Annotated in this window: 13 protein-coding genes; 8 read left to right on the forward strand and 5 right to left on the reverse strand. The window is 57.0% G+C overall.

Annotated features, from left to right (window positions below; genetic code table 11):
- From mnmE to ACR0NN_RS17885, 3 genes are all read right to left on the reverse strand, one after another.
- Positions 1-1,287, reverse strand: coding sequence for a tRNA uridine-5-carboxymethylaminomethyl(34) synthesis GTPase MnmE (gene mnmE / locus ACR0NN_RS17875; protein ID WP_170722722.1), 1,287 nt, complete (start codon positions 1,285-1,287; stop codon positions 1-3).
- Between the two features lie 31 nt (positions 1,288-1,318).
- Positions 1,319-2,590, reverse strand: a complete 1,272-nt coding sequence (gene rho / locus ACR0NN_RS17880; protein ID WP_170684712.1) for a transcription termination factor Rho — start codon at positions 2,588-2,590, stop codon at positions 1,319-1,321.
- A 122-nt stretch (positions 2,591-2,712) separates the two neighbouring features.
- Positions 2,713-3,162, reverse strand: a complete 450-nt coding sequence (locus tag ACR0NN_RS17885; RefSeq protein WP_170684710.1) for a CopD family protein — start codon at positions 3,160-3,162, stop codon at positions 2,713-2,715.
- Between the two features lie 405 nt (positions 3,163-3,567).
- Between ACR0NN_RS17885 and ACR0NN_RS17890 the strand changes: the two genes are divergently transcribed.
- Genes ACR0NN_RS17890 through dnaQ form a run of 4 tightly spaced genes read left to right on the forward strand, consistent with a single transcriptional unit; the run spans position 3,568 to position 6,302 of the window.
- Entirely contained in the window at positions 3,568-4,167 is a 600-nt protein-coding gene (locus ACR0NN_RS17890) for a nucleoside triphosphate pyrophosphatase (RefSeq protein ID WP_170722720.1), read from the forward strand.
- Entirely contained in the window at positions 4,164-4,997 is an 834-nt protein-coding gene (locus ACR0NN_RS17895; RefSeq protein WP_170722717.1) for a shikimate dehydrogenase, read from the forward strand. Before ACR0NN_RS17890 ends, ACR0NN_RS17895 begins: the two co-directional genes overlap by 4 nt.
- Entirely contained in the window at positions 4,994-5,587 is a 594-nt protein-coding gene (coaE, locus tag ACR0NN_RS17900) for a dephospho-CoA kinase (RefSeq protein WP_170722714.1), read from the forward strand. The genes ACR0NN_RS17895 and coaE overlap by 4 nt, the downstream gene beginning before the upstream one ends.
- Positions 5,580-6,302 carry a DNA polymerase III subunit epsilon gene (gene dnaQ, locus ACR0NN_RS17905; protein ID WP_170722712.1) on the forward strand — a complete coding sequence of 241 codons (723 nt, stop codon included), beginning with the start codon at positions 5,580-5,582 and terminating at the stop codon, positions 6,300-6,302. The genes coaE and dnaQ overlap by 8 nt, the downstream gene beginning before the upstream one ends.
- A gap of 25 nt (positions 6,303-6,327) precedes the next feature.
- On the opposite strand, the gene secB is transcribed toward dnaQ, so the two are convergent.
- Positions 6,328-6,831 (reverse strand): protein-export chaperone SecB, encoded by a 504-nt coding sequence (secB, locus tag ACR0NN_RS17910; protein ID WP_170722710.1) that lies wholly within the window; start codon positions 6,829-6,831, stop codon positions 6,328-6,330.
- A 54-nt stretch (positions 6,832-6,885) separates the two neighbouring features.
- The gene (locus ACR0NN_RS17915) at positions 6,886-7,386 is read right to left on the reverse strand and encodes an FxsA family protein (protein WP_170722707.1); all 501 of its coding nucleotides are present in this window, start codon (positions 7,384-7,386) and stop codon (positions 6,886-6,888) included.
- A 108-nt stretch (positions 7,387-7,494) separates the two neighbouring features.
- On the opposite strand from ACR0NN_RS17915, the gene ACR0NN_RS17920 reads away from it, so the two are divergent.
- The 4 genes from ACR0NN_RS17920 to ACR0NN_RS17935 all read left to right on the forward strand — a co-directional run bounded on the left by ACR0NN_RS17920 (position 7,495) and on the right by ACR0NN_RS17935 (position 18,044).
- Positions 7,495-8,154: a Tim44/TimA family putative adaptor protein gene (locus ACR0NN_RS17920; protein ID WP_170684697.1), complete on the forward strand. Its 660-nt coding sequence runs from the start codon at positions 7,495-7,497 to the stop codon at positions 8,152-8,154.
- The gene (gene mltA / locus ACR0NN_RS17925) at positions 8,151-9,191 is read left to right on the forward strand and encodes a murein transglycosylase A (protein WP_170722705.1); all 1,041 of its coding nucleotides are present in this window, start codon (positions 8,151-8,153) and stop codon (positions 9,189-9,191) included. The genes ACR0NN_RS17920 and mltA overlap by 4 nt, the downstream gene beginning before the upstream one ends.
- Positions 9,191-9,778: a Smr/MutS family protein gene (locus tag ACR0NN_RS17930; protein WP_170722703.1), complete on the forward strand. Its 588-nt coding sequence runs from the start codon at positions 9,191-9,193 to the stop codon at positions 9,776-9,778. The genes mltA and ACR0NN_RS17930 overlap by 1 nt, the downstream gene beginning before the upstream one ends.
- Before the next feature lie 367 nt (positions 9,779-10,145).
- A complete protein-coding gene (locus ACR0NN_RS17935) occupies positions 10,146-18,044 on the forward strand; it encodes a SpvB/TcaC N-terminal domain-containing protein (RefSeq protein ID WP_170722697.1) in 7,899 nt (2,632 codons plus the stop codon).

Consider the following 18,044-nt stretch of genomic DNA (forward strand, 5'->3'; position numbering starts at 1 on the left):
TTATTTTCCCAGGCAGAAACTCGCAAAGATTTCATCCAAGAGGTTTTCAACATCAATCCGACCAACCAAAGATTCAAGAGATCGAATGGCCGTCCTCAGCTCTTCTGCGGCTATATCATACATATCCGGTCCCGATTCCAGAACCGCTTGAGCGGCGGCAAGAGAGTCCGACGCTTTAATCATCGCAAAACGATGACGCTCACGCGTTGCTATACCATGGCTTGCGTCTCGACCGCTAAGTACACACGATATATTGTCGATGAGTTCATCTATCCCCTGACCGGTTTTCCCCGAGATCCCGTTCAACGTCGCACCCCGAAGATCAGATTTCGGAAGCACATGTATATCATCGGCTTGCATTGGGACACCCAAGGTCTCTGGTGTCTCTGTCAAAAACACCCGTAGATCGGCAGCTTCCGCGCGTTTACGGGCGAGCTCAATTCCAAGATTTTCAACATGGTCTTCGGTTTCCCGCAAACCGGCGGTATCCAACAAGGTGACGGGCAGCCCTGACAAGTCCATTCGAACTTCGATTACATCTCGCGTGGTCCCCGCATATTCGGATGTAATTGCGGCCTCACGTCCAGCCAGCGCATTCAGCAAGGTCGACTTACCGGCATTCGGAAGACCAACGATTGCAACCTCAAATCCTGAACGTATCCGTTCGGCGATCCGAACACCTTTCGCTTCCTGTGTAAGCTCGTCCATGACCCCTGAGGTCAGCGAGCGAACTTCGGGCGTTACATCTGTCGGGACTTCTTCATCTGCAAAATCAATCACGGCTTCCAGCAAGGATGCCGCCCGTATCAGATCTTTCCGCCAACGCTCAGCCAATGTACCCAAAGCACCTGCTAAAATCGTCTGCGCCTGTTTTCGCTGTGCTTCCGTTTCCGCATCGATCAGATCGGCAAGACCTTCGACCTGCGCCAGATCCATTTTTCCGTTTTCCAGCGCACGACGCGTGAACTCACCGGGCTCTGCTAGGCGGAGGTCATCCATATCCGAAAGACTCGCCAGAACAGCATTGACCGATGCCAAACTGCCGTGAATCTGTAATTCAGCGACGTCTTCACCGGTAAAGCTGGATGGAGCCTTAAAGGTCAGAACCAAACCTTCGTCCAGCCGCGACCCATCAGACGCGTTAAGCGTTCGAACCGTCATCCCACGCGGCGGCAGGCCTCCTCCGGCCAGCAGATTGGCGGCCTTGTGAGCCTGCGGGCCGGACAACCTGATCACCGCAACGCCTGCTTTGCCCTGGGCGCTGGCCAGGGCGAATATCGTATCCATTGATGGCCCCCGCGTCAGTGCCAGAACCGGATCAGGTGTTCATTGAATCGAAGAACTCGCCGTTCGTCTTGGTCTGTTTGAGCTTCGACAACAAGAACTCGATCGCATCGGTCGTGCCCATTGGGTTGAGGATACGGCGCAGGACAAAGGTCTTGGCCAGATCGCCCTTATCAACCAACAGGTCCTCTTTCCGGGTGCCGGACTTGAGGATGTCGATGGCCGGGAACACGCGCTTATCTGCGATCTTACGATCCAGAACGATTTCCGAGTTACCGGTGCCTTTGAATTCTTCAAAGATCACTTCGTCCATCCGGCTGCCAGTATCGATCAGGGCGGTGGCGATGATGGTCAGCGAACCACCCTCTTCGATATTCCGCGCTGCACCAAAGAAACGCTTGGGACGTTGCAGCGCATTTGCGTCAACACCACCGGTCAGAACTTTACCCGAGGACGGGACCACGGTGTTAAACGCCCTACCAAGTCTTGTGATTGAGTCGAGCAGGATAACAACATCTCGTTTGTGCTCGACCAAACGTTTGGCTTTTTCGATCACCATTTCCGAGACAGCAACGTGGCGCGTAGCTGGTTCGTCGAAGGTCGAGGATACAACCTCACCCTTCACCGAGCGCTGCATATCCGTCACCTCTTCCGGGCGTTCGTCGATCAGCAGAACGATCAGGTAACACTCAGGATGGTTCTGTTCGATCGAATGCGCGATGTTTTGCAGGATGACTGTCTTACCGGTCCGCGGAGGCGCCACGATTAGCGACCGCTGCCCTTTCCCGATCGGCGAGACCAGATCGATCACTCGGGCCGACTTGTCCTTGATAGTGGGATCTTCGATCTCCATCTTCAGACGCTCATCGGGGTACAGAGGCGTCAGGTTGTCAAACAAGATCTTGTGCTTGGCCTTGTCCGGATCTTCAAAGTTGATTTTGGTGACGTTGGTCAGGGCAAAATAGCGCTCATTCTCGTCAGGCGCTTTGATCTCACCTTCCACCGTGTCGCCGGTGCGCAGCGAATGCTTGCGGATCATGTCGGGCGATACATAGATGTCATCCGGACCCGGCAGATAGTTTGCCTCGGGCGAGCGTAAGAAGCCAAAGCCATCCTGCAGAACCTCAAGCACCCCGTCACCACCAACGGTCCAGCCCTCATCCGCGCGTTCACGCAGGATCTGGAACATCATTTCGCCCTTGCGCATGGTCGAGGCGTTTTCGATCTCAAGATCTTCGGCCATGGCCAGCAGATCTTTGGGGCTTTTGGCTTTCAGATCGGCCAGATTCAGGGATTCATTGGACATGATGCATACCTTCACCGCTGTGAGCGCGGCTTGAAGTGGAATTTCAGTACGGAAAATACGCCGCCCGGACGGGCGTGTTATGCCCTACATATGCGCCCAAGCCAGCGGAGTCAAATAGGCCTTCAGAACTTCACAACAACCGCGAGAACGATCAAAACCATCAAAATGGTCGGAACCTCGTTCATCATGCGAAACTGCCGCCCTGTGAGCTTATTTCGCCCTTCTGCGAAATCCTTGCGCCGCGCCATCAGCCAGTGATGAAACCAAGTCATACCAAGCACGGCAGCACCCTTCACCCAGGGCCATGACCAATCCCAGCCGACAATCCCCGGCGTGAAGACCATGATAAGACCACAGACCCAGGCCACGATCATCGCTGGGCGCATGATCACGCGCAGAAGCTTTTCTTCCATTTCAAAGAAAATCTGTTCTGCCCCATCCACTGACTGGGCTTTTTCCACGTGATAGACAAACAGTCTGGGCAAATAGAACAACCCTGCCATCCATGCGATCACTGCCATGATGTGCAACGACTTCACCCATGGATAGATCGAGAAAAGAAGATCGGTCATTCCGGCTCCGAATGTTGTTCGGGACCCTCCCTAATAAAAAAATAAGAAAAGAAAAAGGATGATGGTTTTGTAGGGTGGTCAGATTCCGTGGATTACTTTTTTACTCATGCGTTTTCCCCAGCAAGGATAAGATTGCCTATGGCTGCTCTGATTCTGTTGATGGCGAAATTAATGTAATTATTTCAATGTATTATTATCAAATGGACGATCATACCATGTGGATAAATGATAGGGTAAATTGGGACATCCAGGTTATCCCAAGGATTGAAGTTATCCTTGTCCCGGATGGATATTATCCGGGCGACTCGGAGATGTTTTTGACGAAACTCTTAGGGTTGCGTGTCAACCGGAAAACCATACAAAACACCCCAGATCAGTCATCGAATTGCTCACGGGGTTTTCCACATGTCTGTCCCCATCATTCTGGCTTCGGGTTCAGAAATCCGCGCGCAACTGCTGCGTAACGCAGGTGTGCCGTTTACGGCCCAATCAGCGCGCGTGGATGAAGATACTGCAAAACGCGCATTGCTGGCTGAACAAGCCTCGCCTCGTGATATTGCAGATACGCTGGCCGAAATGAAAGCGCGCAAGATCAGCGACAAATCCCCCGGCGCGATGGTGTTGGGCTGTGATCAGGTGTTGGATTTCGAGGGTCAGCTGCTGTCTAAGCCCGAAACGCCTGAGATGGCGCTGAAGCAACTGAAGATGATGCGGGGCAAGCGACACATGCTGCTTTCAGCTGCGGTGATCTATCAAAATGGTGAACCGATCTGGCGGCATGTCGGGCAGGTGCGGTTGCGGATGCGGATGAGTTCGGACGCTTATCTGCGGGACTATGTTACGCGGAACTGGGATAGCATTTGCCACGCAGTTGGGGCCTATAAGCTGGAAGAAGAAGGTGTACGCCTGTTCGCCACCATTGACGGAGACTATTTTAACGTCTTGGGTATGCCCCTGCTTGAGCTACTGAATTTCTTAGCGATCAAAGGTGTGATTGAACAATGACCAAGACCAAAATACCTCTGGCCGGAGTCATAGGGCACCCGATCGCGCATTCGAAGTCCCCCGTTTTGCACGGGCATTGGCTGAAATCCTATGGGCTGACCGGTCACTATATACCGATGGATGTGGCGCCAGCAGATCTGGAGCAGGTGTTACGCACATTGCCAAAGGCCGGCTTTGTGGGTGCAAATGTCACCGTCCCCCATAAAGAGGCGGCGTTGCGCATTGCAGATCACGTGTCGGACCGCGCTTCGGTTATTGGGGCCGCGAATACGTTGGTGTTTCGTGAAGATGGCTCGATCCATGCGGATAACACGGATGGCTATGGGTTCATGCAAAACCTGCGCAGCGGTGCGCCAGATTGGGTTCCCGGCGATGGCCCTGCTGTGGTTTTTGGTGCGGGAGGTGCCGCGCGCGCTGTTTTGCAGGCATTGGCCGAGGCTGGTGTGCCAGAGATTTTGCTGACAAATCGAACACGCGCCCGTGCTGACCACCTGAAAGAGGAATTTGGCCAGCGGATCACCGTGGTTGACTGGGTGCAAGCTGGAAATGTGATCGAAAACGCGGAACTGGTGGTCAACACAACCTCATTGGGAATGCAGGGTCAGTCGGAATTGCGCGTTCCACTGGATGGGTTACAGCCTGGAACCGTGGTGACCGATCTGGTCTACGCGCCTTTGAAAACCCGCATGCTGGAACAAGCGGAAGAAGCCGGATGCACAACTGTCGATGGCCTTGGAATGCTGCTGCATCAGGCAGTTCCGGGATTCGAACGGTGGTTCGGTATTCGTCCCGAGGTGAATGACGATTTGCGCGCGGCTGTGTTGGCATGAGTTTTGCTCTGGGGCTGACGGGCTCGATCGGGATGGGCAAAAGCACCACCGCGCAGATGTTCGTTGATGAGGGCTGTGCGCTTTGGGATGCGGATGCGGCGGTGCATCGGCTGTACGCAAAAGGCGGAGCCGCTGTTGGACCAATGGGCGAAGCTTTTCCCGAGTCGATAATTGATGGTGCCGTCAGTCGCGACGCATTGAAGCGGATCATCGCAGCGGACACCACAGCGCTGAAGCGAATCGAGGCAATTGTGCACCCTTTGGTGGCAGCAGACCGCGCGGCATTCCGGGATGATGCCACAGTCGATATTCTGGTTTTTGACATTCCGTTGCTGTTCGAAATCGGAGGAGATGCCGCGATGGATGCGGTTGCCTGTGTCTCGATTCCGGCGGATGAACAGAAACGACGAGTGATGGATCGGGGCACGATGACCGAAGTGCAGTTCGAACAAATCCGCGCCAAGCAGATGCCGAATGACGAAAAATGTGCACGGTCGGATTTTGTGATCATCACAGATACTCTGGACCATGCGCGCGCACAGGTGCAGGATATCGTCAGGCAGATACGGGCGGGGATGGCAGATGCGTGAGATCGTACTCGATACCGAGACCACAGGGTTTGATCCAGAAAGCGGCGACCGGATTGTTGAAATCGGCGCGGTTGAGCTGTGGAACCACGTAGCCACGGGTGAGACCTATCATGTCTACATCAACCCCGAACGCTCGATGCCCGATGAGGCATTTGGCGTGCATGGCATCGGCCCCGACTTGCTGGAGGCACCGCGCCCGCCGGAAAAAGGTGAGGTCACGCTGAAGGATAAGCCGGTATTTGCCAAAGTAGGTCAGGGGTTTCGCGACTTTGTTGGTGACGCCAAGCTGGTGATCCACAACGCTTCGTTCGATATGAAATTCCTAAATGCCGAATTGGGCTGGATGGGTGTCCCGCTGATCCCGATGGATCAGGCGATTGATACGCTGGCTATTGCTCGCAAACGGTTTCCGGGCTCGCCCGCCTCGCTGGATGCCCTGTGCCGCAGGTTTGGCATCGACAACTCGAACCGCGTACTGCACGGCGCTTTGCTCGACTCTGAAATTCTGGCCGAGGTGTATCTGGAGCTAATCGGAGGTCGCCAGCCAGACTTTGGTCTGTCCACCTCGACTTCAAACGCGGCAGGTGGTGCCGATGAATGGCGCCCAACGGCACGATCTACCACCCTGCCGTCCCGGATCACCGAGGATGAACGTGAAGCTCATCAGAAATTTGTAGAGAAACTGGGCGATAACGCCTTGTGGGCCCGCGCCTGATCACAGCCAGCCGCGGGTCAAAGCCTCAGGCGTCGGTCTTTTGTTCTTGCGCTGCGGCCTGACGGCGCGCCAGTTCGTTGCGATACAGGGCAACGAAATCGATGTTGTCTAGGTTAACCGGCGGATAGCCACCATCACGAGTGATGTCGCTGACGATACGGCGCAGGAACGGGAACAGCATGCGCGGGCATTCGATCATCAGGAACGGATGCATCTGATCCTCGGGCACACCTTCCACGTGGAACAGTCCACAATAGTCGATCTCGCACAGGAACAGAATGTCTTCCAGTCCCTTGGCTTTCGAGGTTAGCTTTAGCTTGATCGAAACTTCGTATTGATGATCAGGCGTGCGCTTCTTCGCATCCAGGTTGACCTGAACAGCAATCTCGGGCTGCACGTCGCCTGAAACGCCTTTTTGCGCCATGACATTTTCAAAGGACATGTCGCGAATGAATTGTCCCAGAACACGCATCTGGATTTGCGGGGCTGCCTGTGCGGCGGTGTTTTCTGCGGGGCTTTCGTCAGCCATGAAACTTCTCCGGAAATGAAATTCGCCACTGCTTAGCAAGTTGGGCCGGATAGCTCAATGCTGGTGCGGGCCTTCCACCCACTTCGACGGCTTTCCGGGGTTTTGGCGGGGGCGAACTTCGGTGAACTCACCATCAATTACATCATCCTGATCAAACGGATCGGGGCCTGAGCGGAACTGCGCACCTGTTCCCATCTGAAAATGAGTGATGGTTGCCTTGGATTTCAGATAGCGAAATACAGCAACCCGAATGCCTGGCACCAGCAGAGCAAAACCGATGGCGTCGGTGAAAAAGCCCGGCGTCAGAAGTAAAACACCCGACAGCAGGATCATCGCTCCATGGGCCAATGGCTCGGTGGGATCGTCCAGCTCGGCGAATGACCGCTGCAGATTGGCCAGCGCCGTGCGGCCTTGCGTTCGCACCAGAACGGTGCCCAAAACTGCCGTCAGAACAACAATTGCCAGGGTTGGCCATAGCCCAATCAGACCACCAACCTGTATGAACAGGGCGATCTCGATGATCGGAACCAATAAAAAAGCCAGGAACAGGTACATATGCGGTATCCTTTAGCATGTCTCGGGCTGTGGACTTGCACCCGACTGTCACCTACATAGTGACAGAGGGCAGCGTATACAAAGCCCGGGTTCTGAAATGAGGACAAAATGAACTCACCCCTGATCCAGCTTCTGGTGCTGGCCGGAATTGCCATTTTCCTGATCCTGCGGCTGAAAAGCGTGCTGGGAACACGTGAAGGTTTTGAGAAACCACCCCTGCAGCAGCAGCCAGATACCAATGGCGCCCGCCGCGATTTCGAAGTGATCGAAGGCGGGCCGGATCATGACATCACTGACCATGTAGCGGAAGACAGCGAACAGGCGCAGACCTTGGCCGCGATGAAGCGGGTCGAGCCCAGCTTTTCTGTCAGCGAATTCGTACAAGGTGCGCGCGGCGCTTATGAGATGATCGTGATGGGGTTTGAAAAGGGCAATCTGGACGAAATCCAGCCCTTCTTGTCCGAAGAAGTTTTTGACAGCTTTGTCTCGGTGGTTGCGGATCGCGAAGATAAGGGTCTGACCATCGAGGCCGAGTTTATCGGCGTGCGCGAAACCACCCTGGCAGACGCGTCGTTCGACAAGGACAGCAATCAGGCCGAGATCACGATGCGCTTTATCGGTGAGCTGACCTCGGTCGTGCGCGATCGTGGCGGGGATATCATCGAAGGCAATCCGAACACCGTCAAACGTCAAAAGGACAGCTGGACCTTTGCCCGCGTCATGGGCTCGGATGATCCAAACTGGCTGCTTGTCGCCACGGACGCATGATTGCAACGCTCCGGTCGCTTTTTCTGGGGGTTGTCATGACCACTGCCAGCGCCGCCGGAGCCGAGGCGACGCGATCCATCCTGTCATTCGATGACCTTGAGGGTTGGGCTGCCGACGATCACGGGGCAGCCCTTTCGGTTTTTCTGAATACCTGCGGCGATCTGAAAGACCCGGACTGGCAAGCGCTGTGCAGCGCCGCCCGGACATACAAGCCCGGCGCTGCGCGGTCATTTTTTGAACTGTTTTTTCGCCCTGTTCTGGTCGAAGACGGAAAGGATGCGCTGTTCACCGGGTATTTTGAACCTGAATTGGATGGTTCGAAATCCCCGTCAGGCAAGTACCGCTATCCCCTTTACCGGATGCCGCCAGAGGCGCGTGAGGCGGGCCAATGGCTTAGCCGTCGCGAATTGCTGACGGGTGACGCAATGACGGGTCGTGGGCTAGAGATTGCGTGGGTCGATGACCCGGTCGAGCTGTTCTTTTTGCAAATTCAGGGCTCGGGCCGCATTCGTTTGCCGGATGGAAGTGCGTTGCGGGTGGGCTATGGTGGCGCGAACGGGCACCCCTACCGGTCGATTGGGGCAGAGCTGATCCGTCGGGGTGCGCTGGGCGCGCATGAAGTGAGCGCGCAGATGATCCGTGCCTGGGTGCGCAAGAACCCAGAAGCTGGGGCCGAGTTGTTGTTTCACAACCCCTCATACGTGTTCTTTCGCGAGGTGAACCGGGTTGCTCCGGAACTAGGACCGCTTGGAGCAATGAATCGATCAGTCACCACGATGCGCAGTATTGCCGCCGATCCGGCCTATACCCCATTAGGGGCCCCGGTCTGGGTTGAGAAGGATGGTAAGGCGCCTCTGCGGCGGCTGATGATCGCGCAGGACACGGGATCGGCGATCAAGGGTGCACAGCGGGCAGACATATTCTTTGGAACCGGGGATGAGGCTGGACAAGCCGCTGGTCGATTGAAAGATCCCGGCCGTATGGTTGTTCTTTTGCCAATCCAGCGGGCCTATGCCATGTTACCGGATGAATTCTGATGACACGGCGCAAACTGACGTCAGAAGAGATCGAGCTATGGCGCAAGGTCGCCAAACAGGCTGAGCGGATGCATCCCGAACTTCCGCAGACGGTGCATCCCACCACCTTGCCAAAGCCCAAGCCATCTAAAACACCCAAGGTGCGGATCGAAGCATTTGAGCTGGGTCAGACTGTGCAAAGCAAACCCGCACGGAACAATCTCAAGCCATCGATCACCGAAGGACTGCGGGCAAATCCGGTGCAGATGGATACAAAGGCGTTTGGTCGGATGAAGCGTGGCAAGCTGAAGCCCGAAGGCAAGCTGGATCTGCACGGGATGCGGATGGCCGCGGCGCATCCCGCCTTGGTGCGGTTTATCCTGACGGCTCAGGCTCAGGGCAAGCGGCTGGTGCTGATCATTACCGGCAAGGGCAAGGATCGCGACGAACCCGGACCGATCTCGACGCCGCGTGGTGTGTTGCGAAATCAGGTGCCACACTGGTTGTCGATCCCGCCACTGGCGCAGGCGGTGTTGCAGGTAACACCTGCACATGTCAGCCATGGCGGCGACGGGGCTTACTATGTTTATCTCAGGCGTGTGCGTTAACCTTCGCGCGTGAGTCGATCCGATTCGCGTGGGAATCGCATATTTTACAGACAGTCTTACCGACCAAATCCTCTTGGATCCAGGGGCTCCGAGACCAGTAGCGGGAACTTTGATGTCGTCGAAACTTTGCTGCCTTGTCCAAAACTTGCGAGGCAATGCTTAACACCACAACCAGAGCGATATGGCAGACTATTGCCCATTCTGTTTGATTGCATTGACCGGGCGGATTTCGATTGCTTACCCTGAGTAAAGCGCCATTTCAGCGCTGATATTTTAATGACGAATTTATGGTGGCCGAATGTTAGGCTCCGCTTCTATTTCTCGACCTAAAAGGTCGGAGGCATCCGCCATCTCTAGCGACAGTGGCGTGGGCAAAAATGCGCTGTCCCTGAAACTCCCCAAGGGTGGCGGCGCAATTTCTGGCATCGGTGAAAAGATCACCTCGAACCCGGTCAATGGTTCCGCTTCGTTGTCGATCCCGATACCGGTTAGTCCAGGACGCGGTGGATTTACGCCAGAACTGCAACTGACCTATGAGGCCGGAACCAGCAGCGGCGTCTTTGGCTTTGGCTGGGCTTTGTCGCTGCCCGAGATTTCGCGCAAAACCGAAAAAGGCCTGCCCCAATACGACGATACCGCAGGATCGGATGTCTTCCTGATATCGGGGTCCGAAGATCTGGTGCCTTTGCTTAACCCTCAAGGTGCAAGATGGGAAGACCGTGCGCGCGTTCCGGGTGTGACCATCCACAGGTTCCGACCTCGGATCGAAAGCGCCTTCGCCCGTATTGAACGCTGGACAGATGAGGCGACCAGCATCGCGCATTGGCGTGTCACGTCACGTGAAAACGTAACGTCGATCTATGGCGCGTCAGACCTGTCAAGGGTCGCAGACCCAGATGATCCCGCACGGGTGTTTCGCTGGCTGCTGTCCGAGACCTTCGACGACAAGGGCAACGCCATCCGCTATGAGCATGTGGCCGAAGACGCGGTTGGCGTGGATCACGCGCAGGCGCACGAGGCCAACCGGGTTCGCATTGCCGAGCGGTATCTGAAACGCATCCGCTATGGCAATCGTGTCTCTCGTCTGATTGATCCAGATGTGAATGCGGGTGGATGGCTGTTCACGGTCGTTTTCGACTATGACGAAGATCATCTGTTGCCAATTGCACCCGATCCCAGCGTGGCGGCAGACGCACAGCATGATCTTGTCCATGCATCCGCTGATCCGGGCCAAGGCTGGCAGGTGCGCCCCGACCCCACATCTAGCTATCGTTCGGGTTTTGAGGTCCGGCGCTATCGCCGCTGCCATCGCGTTCTGACCTTTCACGACATCCCTGACCTGCCGACGGGCGAACCGGGTTATCGTGGTCTGGTCAAGGCGACCGAGTTTTCCTATGGGGATTTTACCCCTCCGGGTGCTGATACGGATGCCGAGCGAGAGCATACCGGCAGTACGCGCTATGGCTCGTTCCTTATGGGGGTTGCGCAGTCAGGTTTTGCGCCGGACGGCTCAGTCGCGCCGCGCGATGTGAATGGAAACACTTTCCATACCTATCGACGTCAGGCGATCCCACCGGTCGAGTTCACATATAGCCGGGCAGAGGTAAACGAAGTCGTGCATAGCCTTGACCGGGGGCAGGCCGAAGGTGCTCCGGCCGGGCTGAGCGATCCGGCAAATTGGGTTGATTTGTATGGTGACGGCGTTGGCGGGATTTTGTCCTCGACGTCGGGGACTTGGCATTTCAGCCGAAACCTTGGGCCGATGAACGGCACAGCGCGGTTCGAAGCACCCGCCCAAGTTGCCGAAAGACCCGCTTTTGCAGGGGCAGGCCAATGGATGGACCTTGCCGGTGATGGCCGCCCTGATCTTGTGGTAATGGACCGGGCCACTCCGGGCTTTCACGAGCGCGACGCGCAGTCCGGCTGGTCTGGCTTTCGCACGTTTGAGCATTGGCCGCATGTGGACGCGTCAGACGACAGCATGAAGCTGGTTGATCTGACCGGTGATGGCCTTGCCGATATTCTTCTGACCGAAGACACCGCTTTTGTATGGCACCCCTCCCAAGGCGAAGCCGGGTTTGGCACTGCACTCAGACAGGTGCAGCCCTGGGATGACAATGACGGACCCCGGCTTGTATTTTCCGATCCGGAGGCCGCGATTTTCCTAGCCGATATGTCGGGCGACGGGTTGTCGGACCTAGTTCGCATTCGCTGTGGCGAGGTCACCTATTGGCCCAATTGCGGCTATGGGCGTTTCGGTTCCAAAGTAACGATGGATGACGCGCCACAGTTCGATCGCCCCGAGATGTTTGACCGCAGCCGCCTGCGTCTGACGGATATCGATGGCTCGGGTACGACGGATATCGTCTATCTGGGCGCGGATGGCGTGGACCTCTATTTCAATGTGTCGGGCAACCGGTTGGCCCCGCGTCGGCGGCTTGGGAATCTGCCACCGATCGAAACAGAATCTTCGGTTGATCTGATTGATCTGTTCGGAACGGGCACGGCCTGTCTTGTGTGGTCCTCGGCCCTGTCCCGCGATGCAGGCCAACCGTTGCGATATGTCGATCTGATGGGTGGACAAAAACCGCACCTGATGACCCGATACGCCAATAATTTCGGTGGCGAGACCGAGTTGCGTTATGCCTCGTCTTCGCGGTTTTATCTGCAAGACCTTTACGAGGGGCGCCCGTGGGCCACGCGCCTGCCGTTCCCGGTGCAGGTGGTTGATCGCATCGTCACACATGATCGCGTAGCGCAAACCAGGTTCGTATCTCGCTTTGCGTTTCACCATGGTCACTTCGACGGGGTCGAGCGCGAGTTTCGCGGCTTTGGCATGGTTGAACAATGGGATACCGAGGAATTTGCGGTTCTTTCAGAAGGCTCGCTGGAGCCGTTGGCCGCCAACGAAGACCTGGAATCACATGTGCCGCCCGTGCTGACCAGAACATGGTTTCATACAGGCGTCTATCTTGACCATGGCAATCTGCCCGAAGTTTTGGCCGGGCTGCTTGATGGGCAGGATCGTGGTGAATACTGGCGCGCACCCGCATGGCGCGATGATGATGCCGAGGCGCGACGGCGGCTTTTGCCCGATACAGTGTTACCGCCTGGACTGACCACAGAAGAAACGCGCGAAGCTGCCCGCGCATTGCGTGGCACCGTTCTGAGACGCGAAATCTACGCGCTGGACGGTGTGACCGAGCCTAACTATCCCAATGGCCATCCCTATCAAGTCGTCGAGCAATCGCAGACCGTGCGTCTACTGCAGTCTCGCGGTCCCAACCGCCATGCCGTGTTTCAGACTCATGCAAGGGAAAGCCTGACTGCGCATCACGAGCGGAGTCCCGACGATCCGCGCATTCAACATCAGGTCATATTGGAGGCCGACCCGTTTGGCACCGAACTGCGCCGCGTCGATGTCATGTATGGTCGTCAGACGCCTGATCCCACGCTTACGCCCGTAGATCAGGCGCGTCAGGCGCAGCTACATGCGGTGCTGCACACGCGGCGCGTCACGGACCTGATTGCGACTGATCAAACCTATCGCGCTCCGGTGTCATGCGAAGAACAAAGCTTTGAACTGACCGGACTGAGCCCCGCACCGGGTGCGCGTCTGTCATTTGACGAGATCGAGAGAGAAGCCAGCGCAGCGACTGACCTTGCCTATGAGGCGACGCCAACCCCGGGTCAGGTGCAGCGTCGCCTGATCGAACACCGTCGTCAGTATTTCCGGGATGATGTGCTGACCGGGCCACTGCCGCTGGGCCAGATGGGCAGTTTGGGTCTTCTTCATCAAAGCTTCCAACTGGCCTTCACCCCGGGTCTTGTTGCGCAGGTTTACGGGGGTCGCGTTGGTGCGGCCGAGATGGCGCAGGCGGGATATACCGAGGTTGATGGCGACGGCCAGTGGTGGCGCCCATCGGACCGTCAGCTTTTGTCGCCTTCAAGCTCAGACACCCCAGCGCAAGAGCTGGCTTTTGCGCGTCAACATTTCTTTCGACCGCACCGATTGCAGGACCCATTCCATCAGCCTGCGACACCAACCGAAACAACGGCCCGCTACGACGCGTTCGATCTGCTGATCGAGGAAACGCAGGATGCTTTGGGCAATCGCATGTCGGCTGGGGTGCGTTCGGCTGGTCCTGATGGTCCGATCGCGGAGCGTCGGCAGGATTATCGCGTCCTGCAAGCCTCGGTCCTGACGGATGAGAACGGCAATCGCAGCGAGGTCGCGTTTGATGCCTATGGGCGGGTGACAGGCATGGCCCGAATGGGCAAACCCGATGCGCCCGACGAAGGCGATAGACTGGATGATTTTGATCCAATGCTGGTACCCGCAACGGGTACCCAGTTGCTGGTTGATCCGCGAGGACCTGAAGCGCTTGCTGCCCTTGGGCGTGCCACGATGCGTTATGTCAATGATCCTTGGGCCTATCATCGCACACGTGAAAATTCTGTCCCTTCTCCGGTCGTTGGCCTTTTCCTACAGCGCGAGGTTCACGACAGCGATCTTGCACCGGGTCAAACCACGCCGTTCCTCGCCGAGCTCACCTATTCAGACGGGATGGGTCAGGAAATTCAACGCAAGATTCAAGCCGAGGATGGCCCGGTCCCAACGCGCGATGGATTAGGGAGTATCGTGCTGGGTTCCGATGGTCGACCGATCATGTCAGCAGCGCCATCGCCACGCTGGGTCGGTACTGGCTGGCAGGTGCGCAACAACAAGGGCAGCCTTGTCCGGCAATTTGAGCCGTTTTTCACCGAACGCCCGGCCTATGAATCCGACATCCGCATCGGCGTCAGCCCGATTTTCTTCTATGACGCATTGGGCAGAGAGATCGGTATTCTGAACCCCGACCACACCTGGAGCAAGCACCGTTTTTCCGTTTGGGAACAAACGACGTGGGATCCAGGCGATACCGTGCTGATTTCGAACCCCGCCCAAGACCCTGATCTTGGCGATCATTTCAGCCGATTGCCGCAAACTGCCTACCTGCCTACCTGGCACGCGCTGCGCACTGATCCGGCGCAAGCCCAGGCGCTGGCGGCCCGTTTCCCCGATGCCGATGACCGTCAGCGCGCCACCGAGGCGGCATCAAAATCGGCGCTCTATGACGACACACCGATGCGGGCGGTGGCGGACACGCGCGGTGCGCTTATCGCGCGGATCACCTTGAACCGCACGCTTTATAGCAACACTGCCCCGGGTACATTGCCGACCGAGACGCCCCATCGTGTGGCAACCGAGATCGATATCGAAGGCAACACGCGCGGCACGTGGGACGAGCTTGGGCGTGAGGTTCATCGCACGGCCTATGACATGCTCAGTACCGCCATTCGGACCGATAGTATGGAGGGTGGAACCCGTTGGCGACTGACGGATGTGAGCGGAGAAACCGCGTTTACGTGGGACGCGCGCGACCACCGGTTGCGTAACGAATTCGACGTGCTGCGCCGACCCATTGCCACGCATCTAAGCATTGATGGTGCCCCGGAACTACGGATCGACGAAACGATCTATGGGGAAACACTGTCGACGCCCGAAGCGCTAAACAGACGCAAGCGTATTGCGATCAGCCGAGATCAATCCGGCATAATGGAAGTGCTGGCTTATGATTTCAAAGGCAATGCAGCCCGCACTCAACGTCAACTGGCGCAAGAGTTTCGCACTACGATCGACTGGGCAACGCCCGTGGCAACAGAGCCTGAAACATTCGCGGGGCTCACACGGTTTGATGCACTGGATCGACCAATCCAGATGGTGCCGCTGCAACCGCAAGGGCCGGGAGCGCGTATCCAGGTACTGCAATACGGCTATAATCCATCTTCGCGGCTTGATCGCATTGATACCTGGCACGCGCAGCCTGGTGCGCCGGATGGCTTGTTAGACTCTTCAACAGCTGATCGCGCTTTGGTCACCAGTATTGCCTATAACCCTTGGGGGGATCGCGAACGCGTCATCTATGGCAACGCAGTTGAAACCGAAATTCTGCACGATCCACTGACCCGTCTGACCGAACGCATCTTAACTCGGCGTGATGGGGCAAGGTTCGCCTCGGACTGTCCCAACCCACCGGATGCGAGTTGGCCCGGATGCCACCTGCAGGCGCAGCATATGGTCTATGACGTATCCGGTCACGTGACCCACATTCGCGACAGCGCACAACAGCAAATCTTTTTCCGCAATCGTCGTATCGATGCATCCAACGACTATACGTTTGACGCTTTGCATCGATTGATTGAGGCGACGGGCCGCGAACATCTGGGTCAGCTGGGCGGCGCGCCCGGGACCCACAGCTATAACGATGCCGCCCGAACCCGACTGCCTCACCGAAATGATGGCCTCGCCTTGGGCCGGTATCTTGAGCGTTTTCACTATGACAATGCCGGAAACCTGATCGAAATGCGCCACCGGGGCACTGATCCGTCTGCGTCAGGTTGGACGCGGACCTACACCTATGGCGAGGACAGCGCTTTGTCTGCGGGCGTGACCTCGAACCGGCTGACTCAGACGACGGTCGGCGCGTTGGATGAGGTCATCAGCATGGCCGGAGATGGTTATGATGCAATGGGCAACATGCTGCGCCTTTCCCATCTGGATCAGATCGAATGGGATCATGATAACCAGCTGCGGATGTGCCGCCGTCAGGCGATTGGGCCTGATGATGCAGATGGTCTCGCTCATCAAGGGGACCGCACATTCTTTGTTTATGCCGCTGATGGAACCCGCATCCGCAAGGTGACGGAAACCGCCGCAGGAACCATCCGGCGTGAAACGCTTTCGCTAGGCGGATTCGACATTGTCCGCGAAACGGGCGCAAGCCCACGTACGCGAGAGACCCTGCATGTGGGTGACGAAACCGGTCGCATCGCATTGGTTGAGACCACGATCGCGGGAGGTGCGGTCAGCCGTGTCATTCGGTTTCAGCAAAGCAACCATGTTGGCAGCGTTGGGATCGAGCTGGATCAGAACGGCGAAGTTCTGTCTTACGAGGAATACAGCCCCTTCGGCAGTACAACTTACCAAGGCGTTGCCACTGCAGGTCTGGGGCCAAAGCGGTTCCGATACACAGCGATGGAGCGGGATGCCGAAACCGGGCTTGCCCACCACGGTGCGCGCTATGCGGCCCCCTGGCTTGGCCGATGGGTCAGTGCTGATCCCATCGGTATCGAAGGTGGGCTGAACCTGTATGCCTACGCCTATAACAATCCCGTCACGCTCAACGATCCCGGGGGCACGGCGCCGCCCTCTGTTCCTGCCGGAGGTCTTGAAGTTGCTTCGTTGCAGAAGGGTCTTGAGACGCTTGATGAGCTGGCAACGCATGTCAGAAACACCGAAGGCAGCGTTCAGGAATTTGCGCTGATCAAGGAAAACAACACGTTCAAGATACTGAAAGGCACGGCCTCAAGTCCCGAGGTCTCGATCCCCAAGGGTACGACAGCGATCGCACACACGCACCCGCCCGGTGCCTTGGTCACCTTTGCAGACGTCAATACCACCCATGCGCAAGGGGTAAAGGTTGCAGGGGTTCGGTCTCATCTGGTGGCGCATGGCAATGGCAATTGGACGCTGATCGAGATTCCGAAACAGGGCAACGGAATGTTGACCTCATTCGACACCAATACCGGCATGATCAAAGGCACGGTGCAGGTCTATCGTCCGGGTGCTGCGCCCGACCATGCAATGATGGTGCAAAAGGCCGACACCATGAACATGGTGAACAAACAAGGCAAGATCACCTCGATCTCGAAACTGGCGAAGGCCCTGAAAGGCAGCAAAGCCGTGTCGCAGACCCTGTCCGGTGGCCGCGCCATTTTGGGGGTCATGGGCCGTGGTGTCATGGTTATCGGAATGCTCGCCAGCGGCATTCAGGTTGGTACAGGGATCACGCAAATCGCCGAGGGCGAGACCGGCGTGGGCACTGCGAATGTGGTCGAGGGTACAGCCTCGGGCTCGCTCAACGTGGTCTCAGTGTCGGGCAAGCTGGTCGCTGGTGGTGGCGCTGGTTCGCTCTTTGCTGCTGGGCTCGCCGCGTTTGGCTCAATCGCGTTGGCTGGAACCGAAGCCCGCTCGGCCATCAAAGGCGAAAAGACTGCCGCAAGCGAAGCGGCTGATTTTTGGGTCGACGAGATCAATGCAGGCAATCGCCAGGGTGGCGTGGGCGGCTTTTTCCGCAGTTCCGCTGGCTACCTAGGCCTGGGCGCTTCGGGCACGATATCGATCCTGCAAGGCCAAGGGATCAAAGGCCATTTGAAATGGTGA

The sequence above is a fragment of the Ruegeria sp. BA2 genome, assembly GCF_056539605.1.

Bases quoted from the DNA above. Each gene is read 5' to 3' on its own strand.
- mnmE (WP_170722722.1), bottom strand. From the start codon at position 1,287: ATGGATACGATATTCGCCCTGGCCAGCGCCCAGGGCAAAGCAGGCGTT.
- rho (WP_170684712.1), bottom strand. From the start codon at position 2,590: ATGTCCAATGAATCCCTGAATCTGGCCGATCTGAAAGCCAAAAGCCCC.
- ACR0NN_RS17885 (WP_170684710.1), bottom strand. From the start codon at position 3,162: ATGACCGATCTTCTTTTCTCGATCTATCCATGGGTGAAGTCGTTGCAC.
- ACR0NN_RS17890 (WP_170722720.1), top strand. From the start codon at position 3,568: ATGTCTGTCCCCATCATTCTGGCTTCGGGTTCAGAAATCCGCGCGCAA.
- ACR0NN_RS17895 (WP_170722717.1), top strand. From the start codon at position 4,164: ATGACCAAGACCAAAATACCTCTGGCCGGAGTCATAGGGCACCCGATC.
- coaE (WP_170722714.1), top strand. From the start codon at position 4,994: ATGAGTTTTGCTCTGGGGCTGACGGGCTCGATCGGGATGGGCAAAAGC.
- dnaQ (WP_170722712.1), top strand. From the start codon at position 5,580: ATGCGTGAGATCGTACTCGATACCGAGACCACAGGGTTTGATCCAGAA.
- secB (WP_170722710.1), bottom strand. From the start codon at position 6,831: ATGGCTGACGAAAGCCCCGCAGAAAACACCGCCGCACAGGCAGCCCCG.
- ACR0NN_RS17915 (WP_170722707.1), bottom strand. From the start codon at position 7,386: ATGTACCTGTTCCTGGCTTTTTTATTGGTTCCGATCATCGAGATCGCC.
- ACR0NN_RS17920 (WP_170684697.1), top strand. From the start codon at position 7,495: ATGAACTCACCCCTGATCCAGCTTCTGGTGCTGGCCGGAATTGCCATT.
- mltA (WP_170722705.1), top strand. From the start codon at position 8,151: ATGATTGCAACGCTCCGGTCGCTTTTTCTGGGGGTTGTCATGACCACT.
- ACR0NN_RS17930 (WP_170722703.1), top strand. From the start codon at position 9,191: ATGACACGGCGCAAACTGACGTCAGAAGAGATCGAGCTATGGCGCAAG.